Genomic DNA, 19,215 nt, shown 5'->3' with positions numbered 1-19,215 from the left:
GTCAAAACAGCGCCCGAAGTTGCGGGTCCGCCAGTCGCTCTTCGGTCGCGACCGCGCCGAGCACCGCGCGCAGCGTGCTCAGCGCGTCCGAACCGAATTCCCGCACCAGGCGCTGTTCCCGATTCCGGTGGAATCGCCGTGCTGCGGCGAGTGCGGCGTTGCCGCGTTCGGTGAGGTAGAGCAGTTTCGCGCGGCCGTCGGCCGGATCGGGGCGCCGCTCCACGTAGCCGCGCTGCCGCATGTCGTCGACGATCTGCGCGGCCCCCTGCTTGCTGATCTCGAGGCGTTCGGCGAGCTCGCTGACGTTCATCGGCCGCTTGGTCAGGCAGCGGAACACGTACCCGTCGGAGCGGCCCATGTCGTCGAAACCCTGCTCGGCCAAGGCCGTTCGCAATTCGACGACGAACTGTTCGTAGGCCAGCCCGAGCAGGATGCCGAGATCCGGGTCTTGCGGAGTGGATGCCATGCCGCCATGATAGACAAGCCAACTTGATCAAGCTGGCTTGTCTATTTCTTCTCGCAGGAGTGTCTATGCACGTCATCAAGGCCGCCGAAGCGCCGCGCTTCGAGCTGCACGGTGTCGAATTCAGCGCCATGGCGGCCCCGAGCCGCGGTTCGGCGGACGTCTGTACCTGGCGGCTCACCGTCGCGCCGCACCACGTCGGCGACGCGGCGCACGTCCTGGACCGCGACGAGATCTTCATGGTGCTTTCCGGCGTGCTGGAGGTCAGCGGTCAGCGGCTCGGCGCGGGTGATGTCGCGATCGTGCCCGCGGGCGCGCCCATCGCGGTGGGTAATCCGGGCGACGAACCGGCCGTCGCGCATGTCGCCATCGCCGCCGGATTCCAGGCCACCATGGCCGACGGCAGCAAGCTCAGCCCGCCGTGGGCGCAGTGAATCCATCCGGCCGCCGAAATCCAGCGCGCGGTGGCGGACCAAGTCGGCGTGCGGCGGCGACCCAGCTCAGCGTGCCGCGGCCACGGTGACCTTCGGCTCGCGCCTGCCCGCGCGGACGATCAACCACAGCGCGGGCAAAGCCAACGCCCACACCACCACGATCACCGAGAGGGCGGGCTGAATGGCGACCCGGACGTCGCGGCCCGCCACCCGGACCAGATCGGGATCGCTGCGGCTGTACTCGACATTGATGCGCTCGCCGGCGGTCAGGTTGGTCGGGTACAGCACGCCGACCTTCGGATTGTGCGTCTCACCATCGGGTGTGACGTAGATGACCGCCGAACGCAACCGGCCCGCGGAAAGCACCTCGCCGGTGGTCACGCCCTTGTCCGAACTGATCAGGTAGTCGTTGCGCCAAGCGGCGAGCACCAGCAACACCATGAGCACGCTGACGACCGTCGCGGCGGTGAGTACGCCGATCCTCGCCCGCCGCAGGCGGACGGTCCGCCTTTCGGACTGGCTGGTTTCCGACACCGCCACAGGCTACCGACCACCTCGACTAGCGTGTGCGGCCATGTCCCGAAAATTCAGCTTCACCGTGCCCTACGCCGTCCCGGTCGAAGATCTCCACCGGGCACTCACCACCGACGACGCCTGGCGCGCCCGTTTCGCGAACGCCGAGACCGCGACACTCGAGCTGTCGCATCCGGGTGGCGCGGGCACCATCCGCATCCAAATGACCGAAAAGGCCCGCAAGGACAAGATTCCCAGCATCGTCGGCAAGGTACTGAAGAACGAACTGGTGCTCTCGCGCATCGACGACTGGCAGGCATTGGACGGCGAGATCGCCAAGGGCGTCTTCCAGGCGAGCACCACGGGCATCACGAGTGAGATGTCGGGCTCTTTCGAACTGCGCCCCACCGCAGAAGGGTGCGAGATCGACGTCGTCGGCACCGTCACGGTGAAGGTGTCGCTGGTCGGCGGCGCCATCGAGCCGCTGGCCGAGCAACTGTTCCATCGCGTGCTCAACAGCGAGCGCAAATTCTTCGAGGAGTGGCTCACCGCGGAGGCGACCGCCTGATCCGGTCCGTCGAATCGGGCGCCCCGCGTCGGGCGCCCGATTCCGTTCCGGCCCGTCACCGCGCGGCGAAGTCCTTCGGATCGAATTCCTTCTGTTCCACCAGCACCAGCCAGTTGCCGGAGTTGTCCCGGATGATCGCCTCGGTGCCGTACGGCCGTTCGGCGGGCGGCTGGATGAACTCGACGCCCTTGGCCGTGAGCTCCTCGAAGGCCTTCTGACAATTCTCGGTCCGCAGACCCAACGCGCCGTGCGTGCCGTTGGCTAGCGCCCGGCGAACCGCCTCGGCCATGTTCTCGTCCAGCGGCGGCCCGGGGATCATCAGCGTGACCTCCAGTTCCAGGTGGTCCGGGTGCGCGATGGTCACCCAGCGGAAGCCGTTCTCGCCCATGGTGACGTCACCGGTCTCCACGAAACCGAGCTTGTCGATGTACCACCGCTTGGCCTCGTCCTGATCGGTGACGTACACGGTGACCAGGGAAATGTTCGAAATCGTCGTCATGTGCCAAGGCTATGGGCGGCCGTTGCGCTGTGGCTTCTCCGAAATTGCGGTGTCTTCACGGCTGCCCGCGGTCGGACAGTCCGTGCATGAACACGTAGCAGCCGGGAATGCGCGGCGCGCCGTCGGCGAACTTCGCCTGGTACTCCGACGGGGTGACGCCGACCAGCTGACGGAACTTGGAACTGAACGAGCCGAGGCTGGCGTAGCCGACCATCATGCAGACCTCGGTGACCGTCAGGTTGGTGGCGCGCAGCAGATCCTGCGCGCGTTCGATGCGGCGTTCGGCCAGGTAAGCGGCCGGGGTCCTGCCGTACACCGCCGCGAAGGCACGCAGGAAGTGGTACTTGGAAACCCCTGCGGCGGCGGCCAATTCGTCTAGGTTAAGCGGCTCGGCGTATTGCCGATCCGCGAGATCCCGCGCCTTGCGCAGGTGCGGAAGGAGGTAGAGCGCGGGCAATCCGCGTGGTTCGCCCATCGCGTGCCTCAGGTGAAGGGCGGCAGGTCGTCGTAGCGCATGGACGCCCGTCCCGCGAGCCGCCATGCGCGCGCGGTGATGTCCAGGTCCTCGTCGGTGACCAGGTTGCCCATCACGCGAACCGCGGTGCGCTGCAAGTACTTCGAGCGCATCACCGGAGGGCCGCCGGTCGGGACCATGCGGGGATGGGTGGCCAGGCCCGCGATCCGGCGCGCCGCCGAGAACGTGCGACCGTAGCGTGCGCGCAGCAGATCCGGCCACAGGCCGGTGAAATCGGGCGCGTCCAGCAGGTCGGCGAGCATGTGCCCGCCCTCCAGGCCGTAGTCGATGCCCTCGCCGTTGAGCGGGTTCACGCAGCCCGCTGCGTCGCCGATCAGCACCCAGTTGCGGCCGGCCACGTTCGACACCGCGCCACCCATCGGCAGCAGCGCCGAGGCCACCGCGCGCAGCTCGCCCTCGAACTGCCACTCCTCGTAACGCTGCGAGGTGTAGTGGCGCAGCAGCGGTTTCAACGCGATGTGCGAGGGCCGACGCTCGGTGGCCAGCGAGCCGACGCCGATGTTGACCTCGCCGTTGCCCAGCGGGAACACCCAGCCGTAGCCGGGCACCAATTGGCCGTCGGCATCGCGCAATTCGAGGTGCGAGGTGATCCACTGATCGTCGCTGCGGCCGGACTTGATGTAGGCGCGCGCCGCGGTGCCGTACGCGAACCGCCGGTGCCAGACGCGGCCGAGCAGCTTGCCGACCGGTGAGCGCACGCCGTCCGCGACGACCAGGATGTCGCAGGCGATCTCGCGCGACCCGTCGGCCGTTCGCACCGTCACACCCGTGACACGGTCACCCGCGCGGGTGACATCCACCACCTTCGTGCCGTCCACCATCCGCGCGCCGGACTTCACCGCCGTTTCGCGCAGCTTGTCGTCGAGTTCGGTTCGCGCGACGGCACTTCCGTAGCTGGGAAATCCACCGCCCGGCCAGTTGAGCAGGGCTTCTCTGCCGAAGCCTGTCATCCGAAGGCCGTGGTTGACCGTGTGCGCGCGCAGCCACTCGCCGAGACCGAGGTGTTCGAGCTCCTTGGTCGCCCGCGGCGTCAGACCGTCGCCGCAGGTCTTGTCCCTCGGGAAGACCGCGGCGTCGGTGAGCAGTACGTCGCGGCCCGCGCGCGCGGCCCAGGCAGCGGCGGCGGAACCGGCCGGACCTGCGCCGACGACGAGCACTTCGGCGCGATCGGGCAGCGGGTTTCCCCCGCGGTCCTCGGCTGAGACATCCGGTGCACCCATGCGCTCAATACTTGCAGGACAGCCGGATCGGTGTCGACGCAGGACCGCTCGCCAGGTCGGCCGATCGGGCGACGCCTACGTGTGGAAAAGTGTCTGATACACCGCATAGTGACGGTGTTCATGGGCCGCGCGGACTGAACACGCTAGGTTCTCTACCGTGGGGTCGGACGCGGCGCTGGGAGATGAGATGAGCACATCGGCTGTTAGTGATGAGAGCACGGTGGTCGCCGGGGTCGAACTCGGAGACCCCGAGCTCGCGGCGAGCGTCCGCAACGGCCTGGAAGAGGTCGAGAAACTCCTGATCGCCGAACTCTCCGACGGCGAGGACTTCCTGCAGGACGCGGCACTGCACCTGGCACGGGCGGGCGGCAAGCGGTTCCGTCCGCTGTTCACCATCCTCACCGGCCAGCTCGGCCCGCGTCCCACTGATCCGGCACTGATCACCGCGGGCACCGTCGTCGAACTCGTGCACTTGGCCACGCTGTACCACGACGACGTGATGGACGAGGCCCCGATGCGCCGCGGCGCGCCAAGCGTCAACTCGCGCTGGGGCAACAACGTCGCGATCCTGGCGGGCGACTACCTGTTCGCGCATGCCTCGCGCCTCACGTCCACGCTCGGCCCCGACGCGGTCCGCATCATCGCCGAGACCTTCGCCGAACTGGTCACCGGCCAGATGCGCGAAACCGTCGGCGCCCGCGACTCGCAGGACCCGGTCGAGCACTACCTGCGCGTCGTCTGGGAGAAGACCGGGTCGCTGATCGCCGCGGCCGGTCGTTTCGGCGGCACCTTCTCCGGCGCGCACCCCGAGCACATCGAGCGGCTGGCCCGCCTCGGCGACGCGGTCGGCACCGCCTTCCAGATCTCCGACGACATCATCGACATCTCCTCGGCCTCCGAACAGTCCGGCAAGACCCCCGGCACCGACCTGCGCGAGGGCGTGCACACCCTGCCGGTGCTCTACGCACTCCGCGACGAGGGCGCCGAGGGCGACCGGCTGCGCAAGCTGCTCGCCCGTCCGCTGGAAACCGACGAGGAGGTCGCCGAGGCGCTGGAACTCCTCGCACACTCGCGCGGCATGGTGCTCGCCAAGGAGAAGCTGCAGGGTTACGCCGACCTGGCGCACGCCGAGCTGTCCGCGCTGCCCGCGGGCCCGGCCAACGATGCTCTCGAACAGCTGGTTCGCTACACCATCGAACGCGTCGGCTGAATCTTTGGCGCGCTGGCGCGCGCGTGTTCGCGGCCTTTATGTCTCGCTGCCCAGCGGTCGAGACTCGCGACTTCGTCGCATGCGCTTCGACCGCTGGGCAGCGAGACGGCCGCGAACGGGTCGCTCGTCGGGCTCGCTCCGTGCGGGGCTGGGAGCGGCCGGATAGTGCGTTCGTGAATGTGGTTTGGCGGGCTGCAGGGTTGCTCGTCGGTTGGGAAGCGAGACGGCCGCGAACGGTCGCTCTTCGGGCTCGCTCCGGGGGTGGCCGGCAGGGTGTGGATATTGCGTCGGCGGTCGTGCTGCGGCGGGTCGGGAAGCCCCCGGGGTCGAGACTCGCGACTTCGTCGCATGCGCTTCGACCGCTGGGCAGCGAGACGGCCGCGAACGGTCGCTCGTCGGGCTCGCTCCGGGGGTGGTCGGTAGGGCTTGGACGGTGCGTCGGCGATCGTGGTGCGCCTCGGCCCGAAGCCCGCAGCGGGCTTGTCGTCGGTCATCCCGGCGGTACCCGGGGTCGACGATCGTCGGGAGCTAGCAGGAACTTTCCCCCGAAATCTATCGTTGATCTCGCATAACGAACTCGACGGACGGGGGAGTGGGCAAGGAGACCTATGCACGGGCACGGGTATGCGAACGGATTGAAGACATTCGGTCTGATGGTCGGGCTCTCGGCCATCATCGTGTTCGCCGGGGCAATGTTCCGCAGCCCGACGATCCTGGTGATCTCCATCCTGCTGGCCGTCGGCATGAACGCCTGGGCCTACTTCAACAGCGACAAGCTCGCGCTCAAGGCGATGCACGCGCAGCCGGTCAGCGAGCTCGAAGCGCCCGTCATCTACCGGATCGTCAGGGAACTCGCGACGACGGCGCGCCAGCCGATGCCGCGGCTCTACATCAGCCCGACCAACGCGCCCAACGCCTTCGCCACCGGACGTAACCCGCGGCACGCCGCGGTCTGCTGTACTAGCGGCATCCTGCAAATCCTCGACGAACGCGAACTGCGCGCGGTGCTCGGCCACGAACTCTCGCACGTCTACAACCGCGACATCCTCATCTCGTCCATCGCGGGCGCGCTCGCCGCGGTCATCTCCGGCCTCGCCAACCTCGCGTTCTTCGCCTCGGCCTTCGGCGGCCGCGGCAACGGCGGCCCGAACATCATCGGCGTGCTGCTCGTCTCCCTGCTCGGCCCGATCGCCGCCACCCTGATCAAGCTGGCCGTCTCCCGCTCCCGCGAGTACCAGGCCGACCAATCCGGCGCCGAACTCACCGGCGACCCGCTCGCGCTCGCCTCGGCACTGCGCAAGCTGGAACGCGGCGTACAGGCCGCCCCGCTGCCCCCTGAGCCGCAATTGACGGCCCAGTCGCACCTGATGATCGCCAACCCGTTCCGGGCGGGCGAGCGGGCCGCACGCTGGTTCTCCACCCACCCGCCGATGGCCGAACGCATCGCCCGGCTCGAGGAAATGGCGGGCGGCCCGCGCAACTACTGACCGTGGCCTATCGGTAGTTGACGAACTGCAACGCGATACCGAAATCCTCGCCCTTCAGCAGCGCGATCACGGCCTGCAAGTCGTCGCGCTTCTTGCTGCTCACCCGCAGCTCGTCACCCTGGATCTGCGCCTTCACGCCCTTCGGGCCCTCGTCCCGGATCTTCTTCGAGATCTTCTTCGCCTTCTCGGCATCGATTCCCTGCACCAGGCTTCCGGTGATCTTGTACGTCTTGCCGGAAGCCACCGGCTCGCCCGCGTCGAACGCCTTCAACGAGATGTCCCTGCGGATCAACTTCTCCTTGAACACCTCGAGCGCGGCCTTCACCCGCTCCTCGGCCTCGGCCGTCAACACGATCTTGTCCTCACCGGACCACTCGATCTTCGCGCCCGTGCCGCGGAAGTCGTAGCGGGTGTTCAGCTCCTTCTCCGCCTGATGCAGAGCGTTGTCGACCTCCTGCCGGTCGACCTTGCTGACGACATCGAAAGACGAATCGGCCACACTACGCTCCTGTTCCTGACGGTCCGACGGGCTCACTGCACCGGTGCAACCGGCATCGTCAGTTCTACCCGGAAGCCCGACCGTAGTCCCGTCGCAGGGCCGTTGGCCAGCCGGTTTGCATTCGACACCGGGGTTCGTTGTATTCTGCTCTGCGCGCCGAGAAAGCGCACGTAAGGCAGGTTGCCCGAGCGGCCAATGGGAGCAGACTGTAAATCTGTCGGTGAAAGCCTACGTAGGTTCGAATCCTACACCTGCCACTTCGCTCACAAGCGAGCCCTACATGCAGAAAGCGCATGTGGGGCTCGCTTCGTAATGTCTTGTGGGGGTGCAACCCCCACGCCCCGCCCGGCGGGGCTTCGCCCCCCGGACCCCCCTTGCAGTGGTTGCGTTCTGTGGGAATGTGGCGGTTGGCGTCTTGCTTGATTTTCGAGGTGGTTTCGCTCGAGGGCGGCTTGAACATCAGGGTGCATTCCAGCCAGGACGCGGCGTGATCGCCGTCCATCGAGGGAAGCGAAGATCACAAACTTTCGAGCCGCCGAGTTCGGTCGCAAACGGAAGTGCGCACATCCACGCGGAGCTCTACCCCTTCGATCAGCCCTCGACCTACCTTCGATCAGTGACTGATGACCCGTTGATTCGGTGCCCAGTGGCCCACTCCCGACGAGCGCGATGTGTGTGGTGCTGGCGGGCGGAGCGGTCGGCGTCGCGAGCTGTTGCCCAGCGGTGTCGTGCGGGGTGGCGCGCGGAGGGCGATTTTCGGGTATTTCGCGTGCGATGAAAACCGGCTCTGACCTCGGAATTTGGAAGTGTGAGCGTTGGGTGTGTAATCTCGTTCAAGACTTCGCCGCCCCGGGGCCGAGAAGATGGGTCTCGGTGCGGAAGTAGTCATGCCCCCTTAGCTCAGTCGGCAGAGCGTTTCCATGGTAAGGAAAAGGTCAACGGTTCGATTCCGTTAGGGGGCTCGCCGGATTGCCGGTGGTGACCGACTCGGCATCGCACCCATGGTCGTGGGGCTGGGCTCGCACCACTGCAATGCGACGCCGTGGCGGTGTAGCTCAGTCGGTAGAGCAAACGACTCATAATCGTTGTGTCGCCGGTTCAAGTCCGGCCATCGCTACCAAAACCGATTACGCCCATCAGGTACCGGAAAGAAGGAAAGTCGTGGCCGCGAAGTCCACCGATGTCCGGCCAAAGATCACCTTGGCCTGCGAGCAGTGCAAGCACCGCAACTACATCACCAAGAAGAACCGGCGCAACGACCCGGACCGGCTGGAGCTGAAGAAGTTCTGCCCGAACTGCGGCACGCACCGGGCGCACCGCGAATCCCGCTGATCCCACCCACGCGTGAAACTGCCGCGTGAAGGGCAACCGGGACGCTGATCCCGGGATCTCGGAACCGTGAAGCTGTGCAGGGCCGGACATCAGTCCGGCCCTGAGCGCTTTCTACGGGTCGGGTGCGGTGGTGAACGCTCGCCGACCCCGGGGTGCGGGGTCAGATAGGTACATTCCTCCCGTGACAATCAACACCGGTACAGAAGAAGCGGTCCAGGCGAGCGAGGCGGACCTCGACCCCGCCGCCCACGCCGCGGCGATGGTCGGTCACCACTACCGCGTCGACGACTACTACGAGGTCGGCCGCGAGAAGGTCCGCGAATATGCCCGCGCCGTGCAGGACTACCACCCGGTGCACTGGGACGAGGACGTCGCCGCCGAATACGGCTACGACGGCCTCCTCGCGCCCCTCACCTTCATCTCTCTGGTCGGCATTCTGGCCCAGCGCAAGCTCTTCGAGCAGATCGTCACCGGCTACGACCTCAGCCAGATCATGCAGACCGACCAGATCCTGGAATTCCACCGGCCCATCCGGGTCGGCGACCAGCTGACCTGCGACGTCTACCTGCACTCCTTCCGGCAGGCGTTCGGCGGCGACATCATCGTCACCAAGAACATCGTCACCGCGCAGAACGACGAGCTGGTGCTCACCACCTACACCACGCTCGTCGGCCGCAGCGGCGCCGACATCGACCCCAACCTCACCGGCGCCGTCCGCAACGTGCTCATGCACGGCATCGGCGAGGAAGCGCCGGACCACCACCCGCGCACCGCCGCCAAGAGCCAGCAGCCCGCCCCGATCACCGTCATCCCTGAGGTCGCGCCGAGCAAGCACGCGATCAATTTCGAGGACGTCTCCGTCGGCGACGAACTGCCCACCCGCATCGTCCGCCTCACCCGCGGCGATCTGGTCAACTACGCGGGCGTCTCGGGCGACGCGAACCCCATCCACTGGAGCGACGACGTGGTCAAGCTCGTCGGCCTGGACAACGTGGTCGCGCACGGCATGCTCACGATGGGCCTCGGCGGCGGTTTCGTCACCTCCTGGCTCGGCGATCCCGGCGCGGTCAAGGAATACAACGTCCGCTTCACCAGCCCGGTCTACGTCGGCGCCGACGAAGCGGCCGAAATCGAGTACACGGGTAAGGTGAAGTCCGTGGATCCGGAGACGCGGACCGCGGTCGTCGCCATCGTGGCGAAGTCGGCGGGCAAGAAGATCTTCGGCCGCGCGACGGCCACCGTGCAACTGGCCTGACCTGGTCGATCGACCCTGATTGGCTATTGGCCTAGGCGGTAACGTACACTCAGGTTCTCTGGGGTTCACCAGCCGCTGCGCGCTGCTCTGTGGGGCTGGTTCCAGGCGGTCCGGAGGACGATCTCCGAAGGACTGCCCATGGGAGCCGGCAACCGCCGAAGCAGCGCGCGTGTTGTGTGGACCGGAGTGACAACTGAATACAGACAATGGTCGGACATCGAGTTCCACCGTCCGACCAAAGGGGCGTAGCTCAATTGGCAGAGCAGCGGTCTCCAAAACCGCAGGTTGCAGGTTCAAGTCCTGTCGCCCCTGCCCTTAAGCCAGCGACGGAGAGAGGATCGACGTGAGTGACGAGCGGGAACCTCGCCACGGCGCGGCCGACGAAGGCGATGGCACCGCCGCGGTGAGCCGGCCGAGCGGAAAGCGGTCCGCCCGGCGGGCCCGTTCTGGCTCCACGTCGGCCGACACCGGCTCGATCGCCACGATCGACCGGACGTCGCTGAAGAAGGACAAAACTGCCGGAAAGGCCAAGCGCGAAGGATCGGGTAATCCGTTCAAGCGTTTGATCAAGTTCCTGCGAGAGGTCATCGCGGAACTGCGCAAGGTGATCTGGCCCAACCGGAAGCAGATGGTCACCTATACGAGCGTTGTTCTGGTGTTCGTGGTCTTCATGGTCGCGTTCATCAGCGGGTTGGATGTGGCGTTCGTCAAGGGTGTCGACTGGCTGTTCGGCTAGTAGTACGACGCCGACGCCGGTAGCCGATCCCGGGGGCGGACCGGCGGGAGCAATCCGCCGCGCCCGGCCCGGCACGCAGAGGATATACGTGACGACACAGGAAGCGAGTGCCCCAGTGAGCACCCCGGAGAACGACACAAACGACGAGTTCCCGGTCGACGACGCAGTGGTGGAGCCCGCCGAGAACGAGGCGGAAGACGCCGCGGCCGTCGAAGAAGCTGTGGTCGAGGAATCCGCACCCGCTACCCCGATCGACGCCGAGCCCGCGGATCCCGTCGCCGAGATGAAGGCCGCGCTGCGGCGCGCCCCTGGCGACTGGTACGTCATCCACTCCTACGCCGGTTACGAGAACAAGGTGAAGGCCAACCTCGAGACCCGCGTGCAGAACCTGGACCTCGAGGAGTACATCTTCCAGGTCGAGGTGCCGACCGAAGAGGTCACCGAGATCAAGAACGGCCAGCGCAAGCACGTCAACCGCAAGGTGCTGCCCGGCTACATCCTGGTTCGTATGGAGCTCAACGACGAGTCGTGGGGCGCGGTGCGCAACACCCCCGGTGTCACCGGGTTCGTCGGCGCCACCTCCCGGCCCTCGCCGCTGTCCATCGACGACGTGGTGAAGTTCCTGGTCCCGGCCGCCCAGCAGAAGAAGGCACCGGCCGCCGCTGCCGCCGCCGCGAGCGCCGAAAGCGCCGCCGAGGTGGCCCCCAAGCCGGTCATCGAGGTCGACTTCGAGGTCGGCGAGTCGGTCACCGTCATGGACGGCCCGTTCGCGACGCTGCCCGCCAGCATCTCCGAGGTCAACGCCGAGCAGCAGAAGCTCAAGGTGCTCGTCTCGATCTTCGGTCGCGAGACGCCGGTCGAGCTGGCGTTCACCCAGGTCGCGAAGATTTAGTCCCCACCTCCGCCCTCGCCCCGGCCGCCGGGACCGAGGGCGGAGTGCGTCCGACCGGTTGGGCGCGGGGCCGGGCAACCGGCCCACTCGAAGGACGAGGGCACGCCCCCCGGTAAGGTGTATGGGTTCGTGCGCGGATCCGAACAGCGTCAGCCGGATTCGTTCGCGAGCGCCGGGCCGCGTGCCCGGCTGCGGGCAGCGCCCGCGACAGGCTTACGGCAACCGTAAGGACCCGAAACCAAGGAAGAAAGATGCCCCCCAAGAAGAAGAAGCTCGCCGGGATCATCAAGCTGCAGATCCAGGCCGGCCAGGCGAACCCGGCTCCGCCGGTTGGTCCCGCCCTCGGTCAGCACGGCGTCAACATCATGGAGTTCTGCAAGGCGTACAACGCGGCGACCGAGTCGCAGCGTGGCAACGTCATCCCGGTCGAGATCTCCGTTTACGAAGACCGGTCCTTCGACTTCAAGCTGAAGACCCCGCCCGCCGCCAAGCTGCTGCTCAAGGCCGCAGGCGTGCAGAAGGGCTCGGCCGAGCCGCACCGCACCAAGGTCGCCAAGGTGACCATGGACCAGGTTCGCGAGATCGCCAAGACCAAGATGGAAGATCTCAACGCCAACGACCTGGACCAGGCGGCGAAGATCATCGCGGGCACCGCGCGCTCGATGGGTATCACCGTCGAGGCCTGAGCGTAGCGAAGGCTTCAGTCGAGCTCAGCGGCGTAATCCGCTAACTCGGTGGGAGGGTCGGCCAGACCCGGAAACCACTTCTGAACCAAGAACTTTAAGGACAGAGAATCATGGCAAAGCGAAGCAAGGCGTATCTCGCCGCGGCCGAGAAGGTCGATCGCACCAAGCTGTACTCCCCGCTGGCCGCCGCGCGCCTGGCGAAGGAGACCGCGACCACCAAGACCGACGCGACCGTCGAGGTCGCCGTCCGTCTCGGCGTCGACCCCCGCAAGGCCGACCAGATGGTCCGCGGCACCGTCAACCTGCCGCACGGCACCGGTAAGACCGCCCGCGTCATCGTGTTCGCGGCCGGTGAGAAGGCCGCCGAGGCCGAGGCCGCAGGCGCGGACGCCGTCGGCGCCGAGGACCTGATCGAGCGGATCCAGGGCGGCTGGCTGGACTTCGACGCCGCGATCGCCACCCCGGACCAGATGGCCAAGGTCGGCCGTATCGCGCGTGTCCTCGGCCCGCGCGGTCTGATGCCGAACCCGAAGACGGGCACGGTCACCACCGACGTGACCAAGGCCGTCAACGACATCAAGGGCGGCAAGATCAACTTCCGCGTCGACAAGCAGGCCAACCTGCACTTCGTGATCGGCAAGGCCTCCTTCGAAGAGGCCAAGCTGGTGGAGAACTACGGCGCCGCGCTGGACGAGATCCTGCGTGCCAAGCCGTCGACCGCCAAGGGCCGCTACGTCAAGAAGGTGACGGTCTCGACGAACACCGGACCGGGCGTCCCGGTGGACCCGAACCGCACCCGCAACCTCCTCGAAGAGGACGCGTAAGCAGCACCGAGGTCTACTGACCTCACCACCGCCGAGGGCGGGAACGCAATCGCGTTCCCGCCCTCGGCGCATTCTTCGGCCTGTCCGCGAGTAGCGGGCCCCTGTTCGGGTATCGGATTGAGAGCAATGCGGACATCTATCTGGCTGCCGGACTGATATCGCGCTACGCTTATAGCGGATATGAGGAGGCCCTTTCATGGCGAAGACCAGCGTAGACGTAGATATGGCGAAGTTGGATCGTGCCAAGGAAATCCTCGGCACCGAGACACTTCGCGACACCATTGATGCCGCTTTTCGTGAGGTGATTCGGATCGACTCGGTCCGCAAATTGGTTGGCCTCGCCGAAGACGGTGCCTTCGCGGCGTTGCTGGAGCCGGACGCCGAGGATCGCCTGTGGGGGTGACGCGGTACCTCGCCGACAAGAGCGCACTGGCGCGACTGCATCTCGCCCCCGTCCGAGATGTGTTGGTCCCCTTGATGGATCGTGCCCTGGTGCATATCTGCGGAGTCACCGAGTTGGAGATGTTGTACTCGGCGCGCAACGCTGATGACCGAGCCCGTATCCGGGGAGTCCTGCACGAATCACTCGAATGGGTGGAAACTCCCGAGGACCTCTGGACGCAGGCGTCGGACTTACAGTCGCTGCTGACGGACAAAGCTCAACACCGGTCCGCCTCGATCGCCGACCTCGTCGTCGCGGTGACCGCGGAGACCCATCGGCTGACGGTGCTGCACTACGACAACGACTTCGACACCATCGCGTCTCATACGGGGCAGCCGACATCCTGGGTTGTCCCTGCTGGATCGGTGTGACGGCCGGCTGCAGCGTCGAGTGCAACCGGCCGCCGTTGTGCGGACCGAGCCTATTCCCGCTCGCCGTCCGCCGGTTCAGGGGTTTTTCGCCAGCCCAGCAGGACCGACTCCCCGCTCTGCGCACCCCAAGGCAGGAAGATCGCGACGAGTAGCGCGCAGACCACGACCGCGCCCGCGGCGACGAGGGAGGCCGCGTGCGAACCCTGGAGGGCGGCGGTTTTCATTGCGGTGATGAGGTTTTCGCGCTGGGCTTCGAGGAACGCGGGAAGTTCCTGTTTGCGGAGTTCCAGCACGCTGAGCGGGCTGGCCGCGACCAGGCTCTTCTGGTCCTCGTTCATCAGGGTGCTCGGCACGCGGACGAGCAGCGGTTCGACCCGGGTCGTGTAGTAGGAGGCCACGATCGAGCCGAGGACGGCGACGCCGAGGGTGCCGCCGATCTCGCGGGTGGTGTCGTTGACTGCGGAGCCCGCGCCCGCCTCGTTCAATGGCAGTGAGCCCATGATGGATTCGGTGGCCGGACCCTGGACGATGGCCAAGCCGAGTGCCATCGACACCATCGAGGGCAGCACATCGGTGACGTAGCCGCTGTCCACCGTGACCTGGCCACCCAGGTAGAGGCCCAATCCGGTGAGCAGCAGGCCGAAGACGATCACCGGCGTTGTGCCCCAGCGTTGCGCGAGCAACGTCGCGACGGGCGCGCCGATGGCGACCGAGAACGCGAACGGCAATGATGCGATGCCGAATTCGAGCGGCGTGTACTCGCGCACCCCTTGGAAATATTGGGTGATCAGGAACAGAAAGCCGAACATCGAGAAATAGCCGACGGCAATCGACAACGCGGGCATCGAAAAACGCCGATTGCGGAACAAACGCATATCCAGAATCGGCGCCGCAGTGCGTAATTCCCACGTGATGAACCCGGCGAGCAGCGCGACGCCGAGCGCGCCCGCGGTCAATGTGGTGACGGACAGCCAGCCGTAGCGCGGCGCCTCGATGATGGACCAGACGAGCAGCGTGATGCCCGCGATGGACAGCGCGATGCCGGGCAGATCCAGCCTGCCGACGTGCGCGGACCGCGATTCGGGCACCCACAGCAGCGTCGCGACCAGCGCGACCAGCGCGACCGGCACGTTGATCCAGAAGACCGAGTGCCAGCTGAAGTGCTCGAGCAGCCAACCGCCGGAGATCGGGCCGATGGCGATGGCGAAGCCCGCCATGGCCGTCCACGCCGCGATGGCGAGCGCCCGTTCGCGCCGGTCGGTGAAGATGTTGATGATCAGGGCGAGGGTGGCGGGGAAGACGGCCGCGGCGAACACGCCCATGGCCGCGCGGGCGGTGATGACCGCGCCCATCGAATCCGACAGTGCGCCACCGACGGACATGACGGCGACGCCGACCAAGCCGATGGCCATCACCCTGCGGCGTCCGTAGCGGTCGCCGAGGTTGCCGAAGGCGAGCAACAGCCCGGCGAAGGTCAGGGTGTACGCGTCGACGACCCATTGCAGGCCGCTGACACCGGTGGCCAGCTCGACACCGATCGAGGGGAGGGCCACGTTGACGATGGTGTTGTCGAGGACGACCAGCAGTTCGGCGAGGCAGATGACTGCCAGGGCGAGAAAGCGCTGGTTGCGTCGTTCCAGCAACACCGGTGGATCGACTATGGAGGTTGCCATAGTTCAGCAGCCAATCAGATATCTGTCACTCTTGGTAACACTTGTTGCTCGCGATATCCGACACATCGGCCGTGAAAAGTGACGTGCGACACAACAATTCGATCGCCAAGGGTCCCGATTCGCACCGAGCCGGGGGTCGTTTTGGCAGATGAGGGGGACGCCAGGTACTGTGGGCGTCAGTTATCGACGAGTTCGATCGCTACCCAATCCGTTCTACCGAAGACCGTTGGTCGCCGATCCCGCATGGGTTCGGTCGAAGGTCCGGCGACATTGCCGGCGGCCCACGCAGGGAGAACCGAGGCTGGGAGTCGATTCGAGTCCTGTGACTCGTGTTGATCTTTCCTTCGCGCCCCGGAACGCCTTGCGTCCGGGGCGTTCGTTTTGTCGCCGGGCTCTCGGATCGGTAGTTCGTGTACACGAACCGACATCCAGAGAGGAGGCGAAGTATGGCAAAGGCTGAGAAGGTCACCGCGGTCGAGGAGATCGCGGAACAGTTCCGGAACTCGACGGCCACCGTTGTCACGGAATACCGTGGCCTGTCGGTCGGCAAGCTCACCGAACTGCGGCGTGCGCTCGGCGCGGAGGCCACGTACTCCGTCGCCAAGAACACCCTGGTCAAGCGCGCCGCCGCCGAGGCGGGCGTGGAGGGCCTCGACGACTTGTTCGTGGGACCGACCGCCATCACCTTCATCCAGGGTGAGCCGGTCAACGCGGCCAAGGCGCTCAAGACCTTCGCCAAGGACAACAAGGCGCTCATCATCAAGGGCGGCTACATGGACGGCGCCGCGCTGTCCGTCGCCGAGGTCGAGAAGATCGCCGACCTGGAGACCCGCGAGGTCCTGCTTGCCAAGCTGGCCGGCGCCCTCAAGGGCAATCTCGCCAAGGCCGCGGGCCTCTTCAACGCTCCCGCTTCGCAGGTGGCCCGCCTGGCCGCCGCGCTGGAGGAGAAGAAGCGCGCCGAAGGCGGAGCCGCCGAGTAATTCCCCTGTGCGCGGGCGGAACGCCCCCACGGACACCAACTACCGAAAGGAAAACAACAATGGCCAACGTTGACGAACTGCTCGAGACCTTCGGCAACATGACCCTGCTCGAGCTGTCGGACTTCGTCAAGAAGTTCGAGGAGAAGTTCGAGGTCACCGCCGCTGCTCCGGTCGCCGTCGCCGCCGTCGGTGGCGCTGCCGCTCCGGCCGAGGCCGCCGAGGAGCAGGACGAGTTCGACGTCATCCTCGAGGGTGCCGGCGACAAGAAGATCCAGGTCATCAAGGTGGTCCGCGAGATCGTCTCCGGCCTGGGCCTGAAGGAAGCCAAGGACCTGGTCGAGGGTGCCCCGAAGCCGATCCTGGAGAAGGTCGCCAAGGAGGCCGCCGAGGCCGCCAAGGCGAAGCTGGAAGAGGCCGGCGCCAAGGTTTCGGTCAAGTAATTCCACGAATTACTTTCGAACGGGCGGTTCCCCAATTCGGGGAACCGCCCGTTTCGCATTTCTCGCGAACATGCGCGCGTGATTGTCGAAATACGCGAGCCGGATCGGCTTACTCTAGAGTCAGGTTGGGGTGTGCCCCGTCTCCCTCATGGGTTACAGTGACCGAACCCACTGTGACGTGACGCACCGCGATGACCGAGCGCGGTTCGCCGGTGGGCTGCTCGCTGAGAAAAGTGGAGGTTGGCGTGGGCGTCGAGGTCAGGACCGAGGGTGTAACCAAGTCCTTCGGTTCACAGCGAATTTGGCAGGATGTCAGTCTGACCTTGCCCTCCGGCGAGGTGAGCGCCCTACTCGGTCCCTCGGGTACCGGTAAATCGGTGTTCCTGAAGTCGCTGATCGGCCTGCTGCGCCCGGAGCGCGGCTCGATCTACATCGACGGCACCGACATCACCACCTGCTCCAACAAGGAGCTCTACGAGATCCGCAAGCTCTTCGGCGTGCTCTTCCAGGACGGCGCGCTGTTCGGCTCGATGAATCTCTTCGACAACGTCGCCTTCCCGCTTCGTGAGCACACGAAGAAGAGCGAGTCCGAGATCAAGAAGATCGTCATGGAGAAGCTCGAGCTCACCGGTCTGCTCGGCGCCGAGGGCAAGCTGCCCGGCGAGATCTCCGGCGGTATGCGCAAGCGCGCCGGTCTGGCCCGCGCCCTGGTGCTCGACCCGCAGATCATCCTGGTCGACGAGCCCGACTCGGGTCTGGACCCGGTCCGCACCTCCTACCTGTCGCAGCTGCTGATCGACATCAACGCGCAGATCGACGCCACGATCCTGATCGTCACGCACAACATCAACCTGGCCCGCACCGTGCCGGACAACATCGGCATGCTGTTCCGCCGCCAGCTGGTCATGTTCGGCCCGCGCGAGGTGCTGTTGACCTCCGAGGAGCCGGTGGTCAAGCAGTTCCTCAACGGCCGCATGATCGGGCCGATCGGCATGTCCGAGGAGAAGGACGAGGCCCAGATGGCGCGCGAGCAGGCGATGGTCGACGCGGGTCATCACCACGGCGGCGCCGAAGAGGTCGAGGGCATCATCCCGCAGATGAAGGCGCAGCCGGGCATGCCGGTGCGCCAAGCGGTCGCCCGCCGCAGGGCGCGCGTGCGCGAGATCATGCACACCCTGCCGCATGCCGCGCAGGTGGCGATCCGCGAATCGATGAACGAGAACGACGACACACAAGTGATGTCGTACAACGCCCCGGCCGCCCCGAGCTACCAGGGCGACTCTTTCGACACGACCGTGCGCCACAACACAACCAACGGGTAACATACCGCCCGTGAACTCGACTCTGGCGCGCGTGCGGACTCCAGTCGAGTCGGCGTTTGCCCAGGCGGGCAACGTTTTTGCGCTCTTCGTCGACGTCATGCGCAAGATGTTCCGCCGCCCGTTCCAGTGGCGCGAGTTCATCGAGCAGTCGTGGTTCATCGCCAGCGTCTCGATCTTGCCGAGCGCGCTGGTGGCCATTCCGTTCGGCGCGGTCGTCGCGCTGCAGACCGGTTCGCTGATCAAGCAGCTCGGCGCCGAGTCGTTCACCGGAGCCACCAGCGTGCTCGCCACCGTGCAGCAGGCCGCTCCGGTGGTGACGGCGCTGATCATCGCGGGCGCGGCCGGGTCTGCGGTCGCCGCCGATCTCGGCGCGCGCACCATCCGCGAGGAGATCGACGCCATGGAGGTGCTCGGCGTCGATCCGGTGGCGCGGCTGGTCGTGCCGAGGGTGCTCGGCATGACGCTGGTCGCCGTGCTGCTCAACGGGTTGGTGTCGGTCGTCGGCATCGCGGGCGGCTATTTCTTCAACGTGCTGCTGCAGGGCGGCACGCCCGGCGCGTACCTCTCGTCGTTCTCCGCGCTCGCGCAGCTGCCCGACCTGTGGATCGGTGAGATCAAGGCGGCGATCTTCGGTCTGCTCGCCGGGGTGATCGCCGCGTACAAGGGGTTGCATCCCAAAGGGGGGCCGAAAGGAGTCGGTGACGCGGTGAACCAATCCGTGGTGATCACATTCCTGGTCCTCTTCTTCGTCAATCTCATTCTCACGCTGGTCTACCTGCAGGTCGTCCCGGCCAAGGGCTCCTGACAGATGGCCACCTCCTACCGCAACCCGGT

Annotated in this window: 23 protein-coding genes and 4 tRNA genes; 20 read left to right on the top strand and 7 right to left on the bottom strand. The window is 66.3% G+C overall.

All coding sequences use genetic code 11. The features are described 5' to 3' along the window. Position 1 precedes the first annotated feature (1 nt). Positions 2-466: a MarR family winged helix-turn-helix transcriptional regulator gene (locus CRP45_RS12840; RefSeq protein ID WP_097245200.1), complete on the bottom strand. Its 465-nt coding sequence runs from the start codon at positions 464-466 to the stop codon at positions 2-4. A 65-nt stretch (positions 467-531) separates the two neighbouring features. Here CRP45_RS12840 and CRP45_RS12835 point away from each other — a divergent pair, with 65 nt between their 5' ends. Continuing rightward, positions 532-897, top strand: coding sequence for a cupin domain-containing protein (locus CRP45_RS12835; protein WP_179830855.1), 366 nt, complete (start codon positions 532-534; stop codon positions 895-897). Between the two features lie 66 nt (positions 898-963). Here CRP45_RS12835 and CRP45_RS12830 read toward each other — a convergent pair whose 3' ends face one another. Further along, positions 964-1,431 carry a DUF3592 domain-containing protein gene (locus CRP45_RS12830; protein ID WP_067791486.1) on the bottom strand — a complete coding sequence of 156 codons (468 nt, stop codon included), beginning with the start codon at positions 1,429-1,431 and terminating at the stop codon, positions 964-966. 40 nt (positions 1,432-1,471) lie between these two features. Between CRP45_RS12830 and CRP45_RS12825 the strand changes: the two genes are divergently transcribed. Next, entirely contained in the window at positions 1,472-1,978 is a 507-nt protein-coding gene (locus CRP45_RS12825) for a DUF2505 domain-containing protein (RefSeq protein WP_097245198.1), read from the top strand. 55 nt (positions 1,979-2,033) lie between these two features. Here the strand turns inward: CRP45_RS12825 and CRP45_RS12820 are convergent, their stop codons facing one another. Genes CRP45_RS12820 through CRP45_RS12810 form a run of 3 tightly spaced genes read right to left on the bottom strand, consistent with a single transcriptional unit; the run spans position 2,034 to position 4,232 of the window. Further along, positions 2,034-2,477, bottom strand: coding sequence for a VOC family protein (locus CRP45_RS12820; RefSeq protein ID WP_067791404.1), 444 nt, complete (start codon positions 2,475-2,477; stop codon positions 2,034-2,036). Positions 2,478-2,532: 55 nt separating this feature from the next. Next, a complete protein-coding gene (locus tag CRP45_RS12815) occupies positions 2,533-2,952 on the bottom strand; it encodes a helix-turn-helix transcriptional regulator (protein WP_097245197.1) in 420 nt (139 codons plus the stop codon). A gap of 8 nt (positions 2,953-2,960) precedes the next feature. Beyond that, a complete protein-coding gene (locus CRP45_RS12810) occupies positions 2,961-4,232 on the bottom strand; it encodes a geranylgeranyl reductase family protein (protein ID WP_097245196.1) in 1,272 nt (423 codons plus the stop codon). Positions 4,233-4,419: 187 nt separating this feature from the next. Between CRP45_RS12810 and CRP45_RS12805 the strand changes: the two genes are divergently transcribed. After that, positions 4,420-5,442 carry a polyprenyl synthetase family protein gene (locus CRP45_RS12805; protein WP_067791412.1) on the top strand — a complete coding sequence of 341 codons (1,023 nt, stop codon included), beginning with the start codon at positions 4,420-4,422 and terminating at the stop codon, positions 5,440-5,442. A 608-nt stretch (positions 5,443-6,050) separates the two neighbouring features. Continuing rightward, entirely contained in the window at positions 6,051-6,929 is an 879-nt protein-coding gene (htpX, locus tag CRP45_RS12800; RefSeq protein ID WP_097245195.1) for a zinc metalloprotease HtpX, read from the top strand. A 7-nt stretch (positions 6,930-6,936) separates the two neighbouring features. On the opposite strand, the gene CRP45_RS12795 is transcribed toward htpX, so the two are convergent. Next, on the bottom strand, positions 6,937-7,428 hold the full coding sequence (locus CRP45_RS12795) for a YajQ family cyclic di-GMP-binding protein (RefSeq protein WP_067791415.1): 492 nt from the start codon (positions 7,426-7,428) through the stop codon (positions 6,937-6,939). Positions 7,429-7,602: 174 nt separating this feature from the next. Here CRP45_RS12795 and CRP45_RS12790 point away from each other — a divergent pair. The 12 genes from CRP45_RS12790 to CRP45_RS12735 all read left to right on the top strand — a co-directional run bounded on the left by CRP45_RS12790 (position 7,603) and on the right by CRP45_RS12735 (position 13,966). Beyond that, a tRNA-Tyr gene (locus CRP45_RS12790) sits at positions 7,603-7,685 on the top strand. Positions 7,686-8,317: 632 nt separating this feature from the next. Then, positions 8,318-8,390 (top strand) — tRNA-Thr (locus CRP45_RS12785). An 82-nt stretch (positions 8,391-8,472) separates the two neighbouring features. Beyond that, a tRNA-Met gene (locus CRP45_RS12780) sits at positions 8,473-8,548 on the top strand. 41 nt (positions 8,549-8,589) lie between these two features. Further along, positions 8,590-8,760 (top strand): 50S ribosomal protein L33, encoded by a 171-nt coding sequence (gene rpmG / locus CRP45_RS12775; protein WP_011211653.1) that lies wholly within the window; start codon positions 8,590-8,592, stop codon positions 8,758-8,760. Between the two features lie 187 nt (positions 8,761-8,947). Beyond that, positions 8,948-10,015, top strand: coding sequence for a fused (3R)-hydroxyacyl-ACP dehydratase subunits HadA/HadB (locus CRP45_RS12770; RefSeq protein WP_097245487.1), 1,068 nt, complete (start codon positions 8,948-8,950; stop codon positions 10,013-10,015). A gap of 239 nt (positions 10,016-10,254) precedes the next feature. Continuing rightward, positions 10,255-10,327, top strand: a tRNA-Trp gene (locus CRP45_RS12765). A gap of 31 nt (positions 10,328-10,358) precedes the next feature. Beyond that, positions 10,359-10,751 carry a preprotein translocase subunit SecE gene (gene secE, locus CRP45_RS12760; RefSeq protein WP_067791419.1) on the top strand — a complete coding sequence of 131 codons (393 nt, stop codon included), beginning with the start codon at positions 10,359-10,361 and terminating at the stop codon, positions 10,749-10,751. A 115-nt stretch (positions 10,752-10,866) separates the two neighbouring features. Next, complete coding sequence (nusG, locus tag CRP45_RS12755; RefSeq protein ID WP_067791421.1) at positions 10,867-11,643, top strand: transcription termination/antitermination protein NusG; 777 nt, start codon at positions 10,867-10,869, stop codon at positions 11,641-11,643. A 251-nt stretch (positions 11,644-11,894) separates the two neighbouring features. Next, the gene (rplK, locus tag CRP45_RS12750) at positions 11,895-12,329 is read left to right on the top strand and encodes a 50S ribosomal protein L11 (RefSeq protein WP_067791423.1); all 435 of its coding nucleotides are present in this window, start codon (positions 11,895-11,897) and stop codon (positions 12,327-12,329) included. A gap of 110 nt (positions 12,330-12,439) precedes the next feature. Continuing rightward, complete coding sequence (gene rplA / locus CRP45_RS12745; protein ID WP_097245194.1) at positions 12,440-13,153, top strand: 50S ribosomal protein L1; 714 nt, start codon at positions 12,440-12,442, stop codon at positions 13,151-13,153. Positions 13,154-13,349: 196 nt separating this feature from the next. After that, entirely contained in the window at positions 13,350-13,556 is a 207-nt protein-coding gene (locus CRP45_RS12740; protein ID WP_143861420.1) for a DUF2191 domain-containing protein, read from the top strand. After that, positions 13,547-13,966, top strand: coding sequence for a PIN domain nuclease (locus CRP45_RS12735; RefSeq protein WP_067791429.1), 420 nt, complete (start codon positions 13,547-13,549; stop codon positions 13,964-13,966). The genes CRP45_RS12740 and CRP45_RS12735 overlap by 10 nt, the downstream gene beginning before the upstream one ends. Positions 13,967-14,016: 50 nt before the next feature. Here the strand turns inward: CRP45_RS12735 and CRP45_RS12730 are convergent, their stop codons facing one another. Continuing rightward, positions 14,017-15,639: an MFS transporter gene (locus CRP45_RS12730; RefSeq protein ID WP_097245193.1), complete on the bottom strand. Its 1,623-nt coding sequence runs from the start codon at positions 15,637-15,639 to the stop codon at positions 14,017-14,019. 446 nt (positions 15,640-16,085) lie between these two features. Between CRP45_RS12730 and rplJ the strand changes: the two genes are divergently transcribed. The 4 genes from rplJ (at position 16,086) to CRP45_RS12710 (ending at position 19,186) form a co-directional block, all read left to right on the top strand. Next, complete coding sequence (gene rplJ / locus CRP45_RS12725) at positions 16,086-16,619, top strand: 50S ribosomal protein L10 (RefSeq protein WP_067791433.1); 534 nt, start codon at positions 16,086-16,088, stop codon at positions 16,617-16,619. Between the two features lie 59 nt (positions 16,620-16,678). Beyond that, positions 16,679-17,059, top strand: a complete 381-nt coding sequence (rplL, locus tag CRP45_RS12720; protein ID WP_067791435.1) for a 50S ribosomal protein L7/L12 — start codon at positions 16,679-16,681, stop codon at positions 17,057-17,059. Positions 17,060-17,250: 191 nt separating this feature from the next. After that, positions 17,251-18,381, top strand: coding sequence for an ABC transporter ATP-binding protein (locus CRP45_RS12715; protein WP_097245192.1), 1,131 nt, complete (start codon positions 17,251-17,253; stop codon positions 18,379-18,381). Positions 18,382-18,478: 97 nt separating this feature from the next. Beyond that, on the top strand, positions 18,479-19,186 hold the full coding sequence (locus CRP45_RS12710; RefSeq protein WP_245910137.1) for an MlaE family ABC transporter permease: 708 nt from the start codon (positions 18,479-18,481) through the stop codon (positions 19,184-19,186). The last annotated feature ends 29 nt before the right edge of the window (positions 19,187-19,215 follow it).

The sequence above is a fragment of the Nocardia amikacinitolerans genome, from assembly GCF_900215415.1.
Lineage (GTDB): Bacteria > Actinomycetota > Actinomycetes > Mycobacteriales > Mycobacteriaceae > Nocardia > Nocardia amikacinitolerans.
The sequence above is the reverse complement of the archived record's forward strand: the minus strand, read 5'-3'. Positions and strand labels throughout refer to the sequence as shown.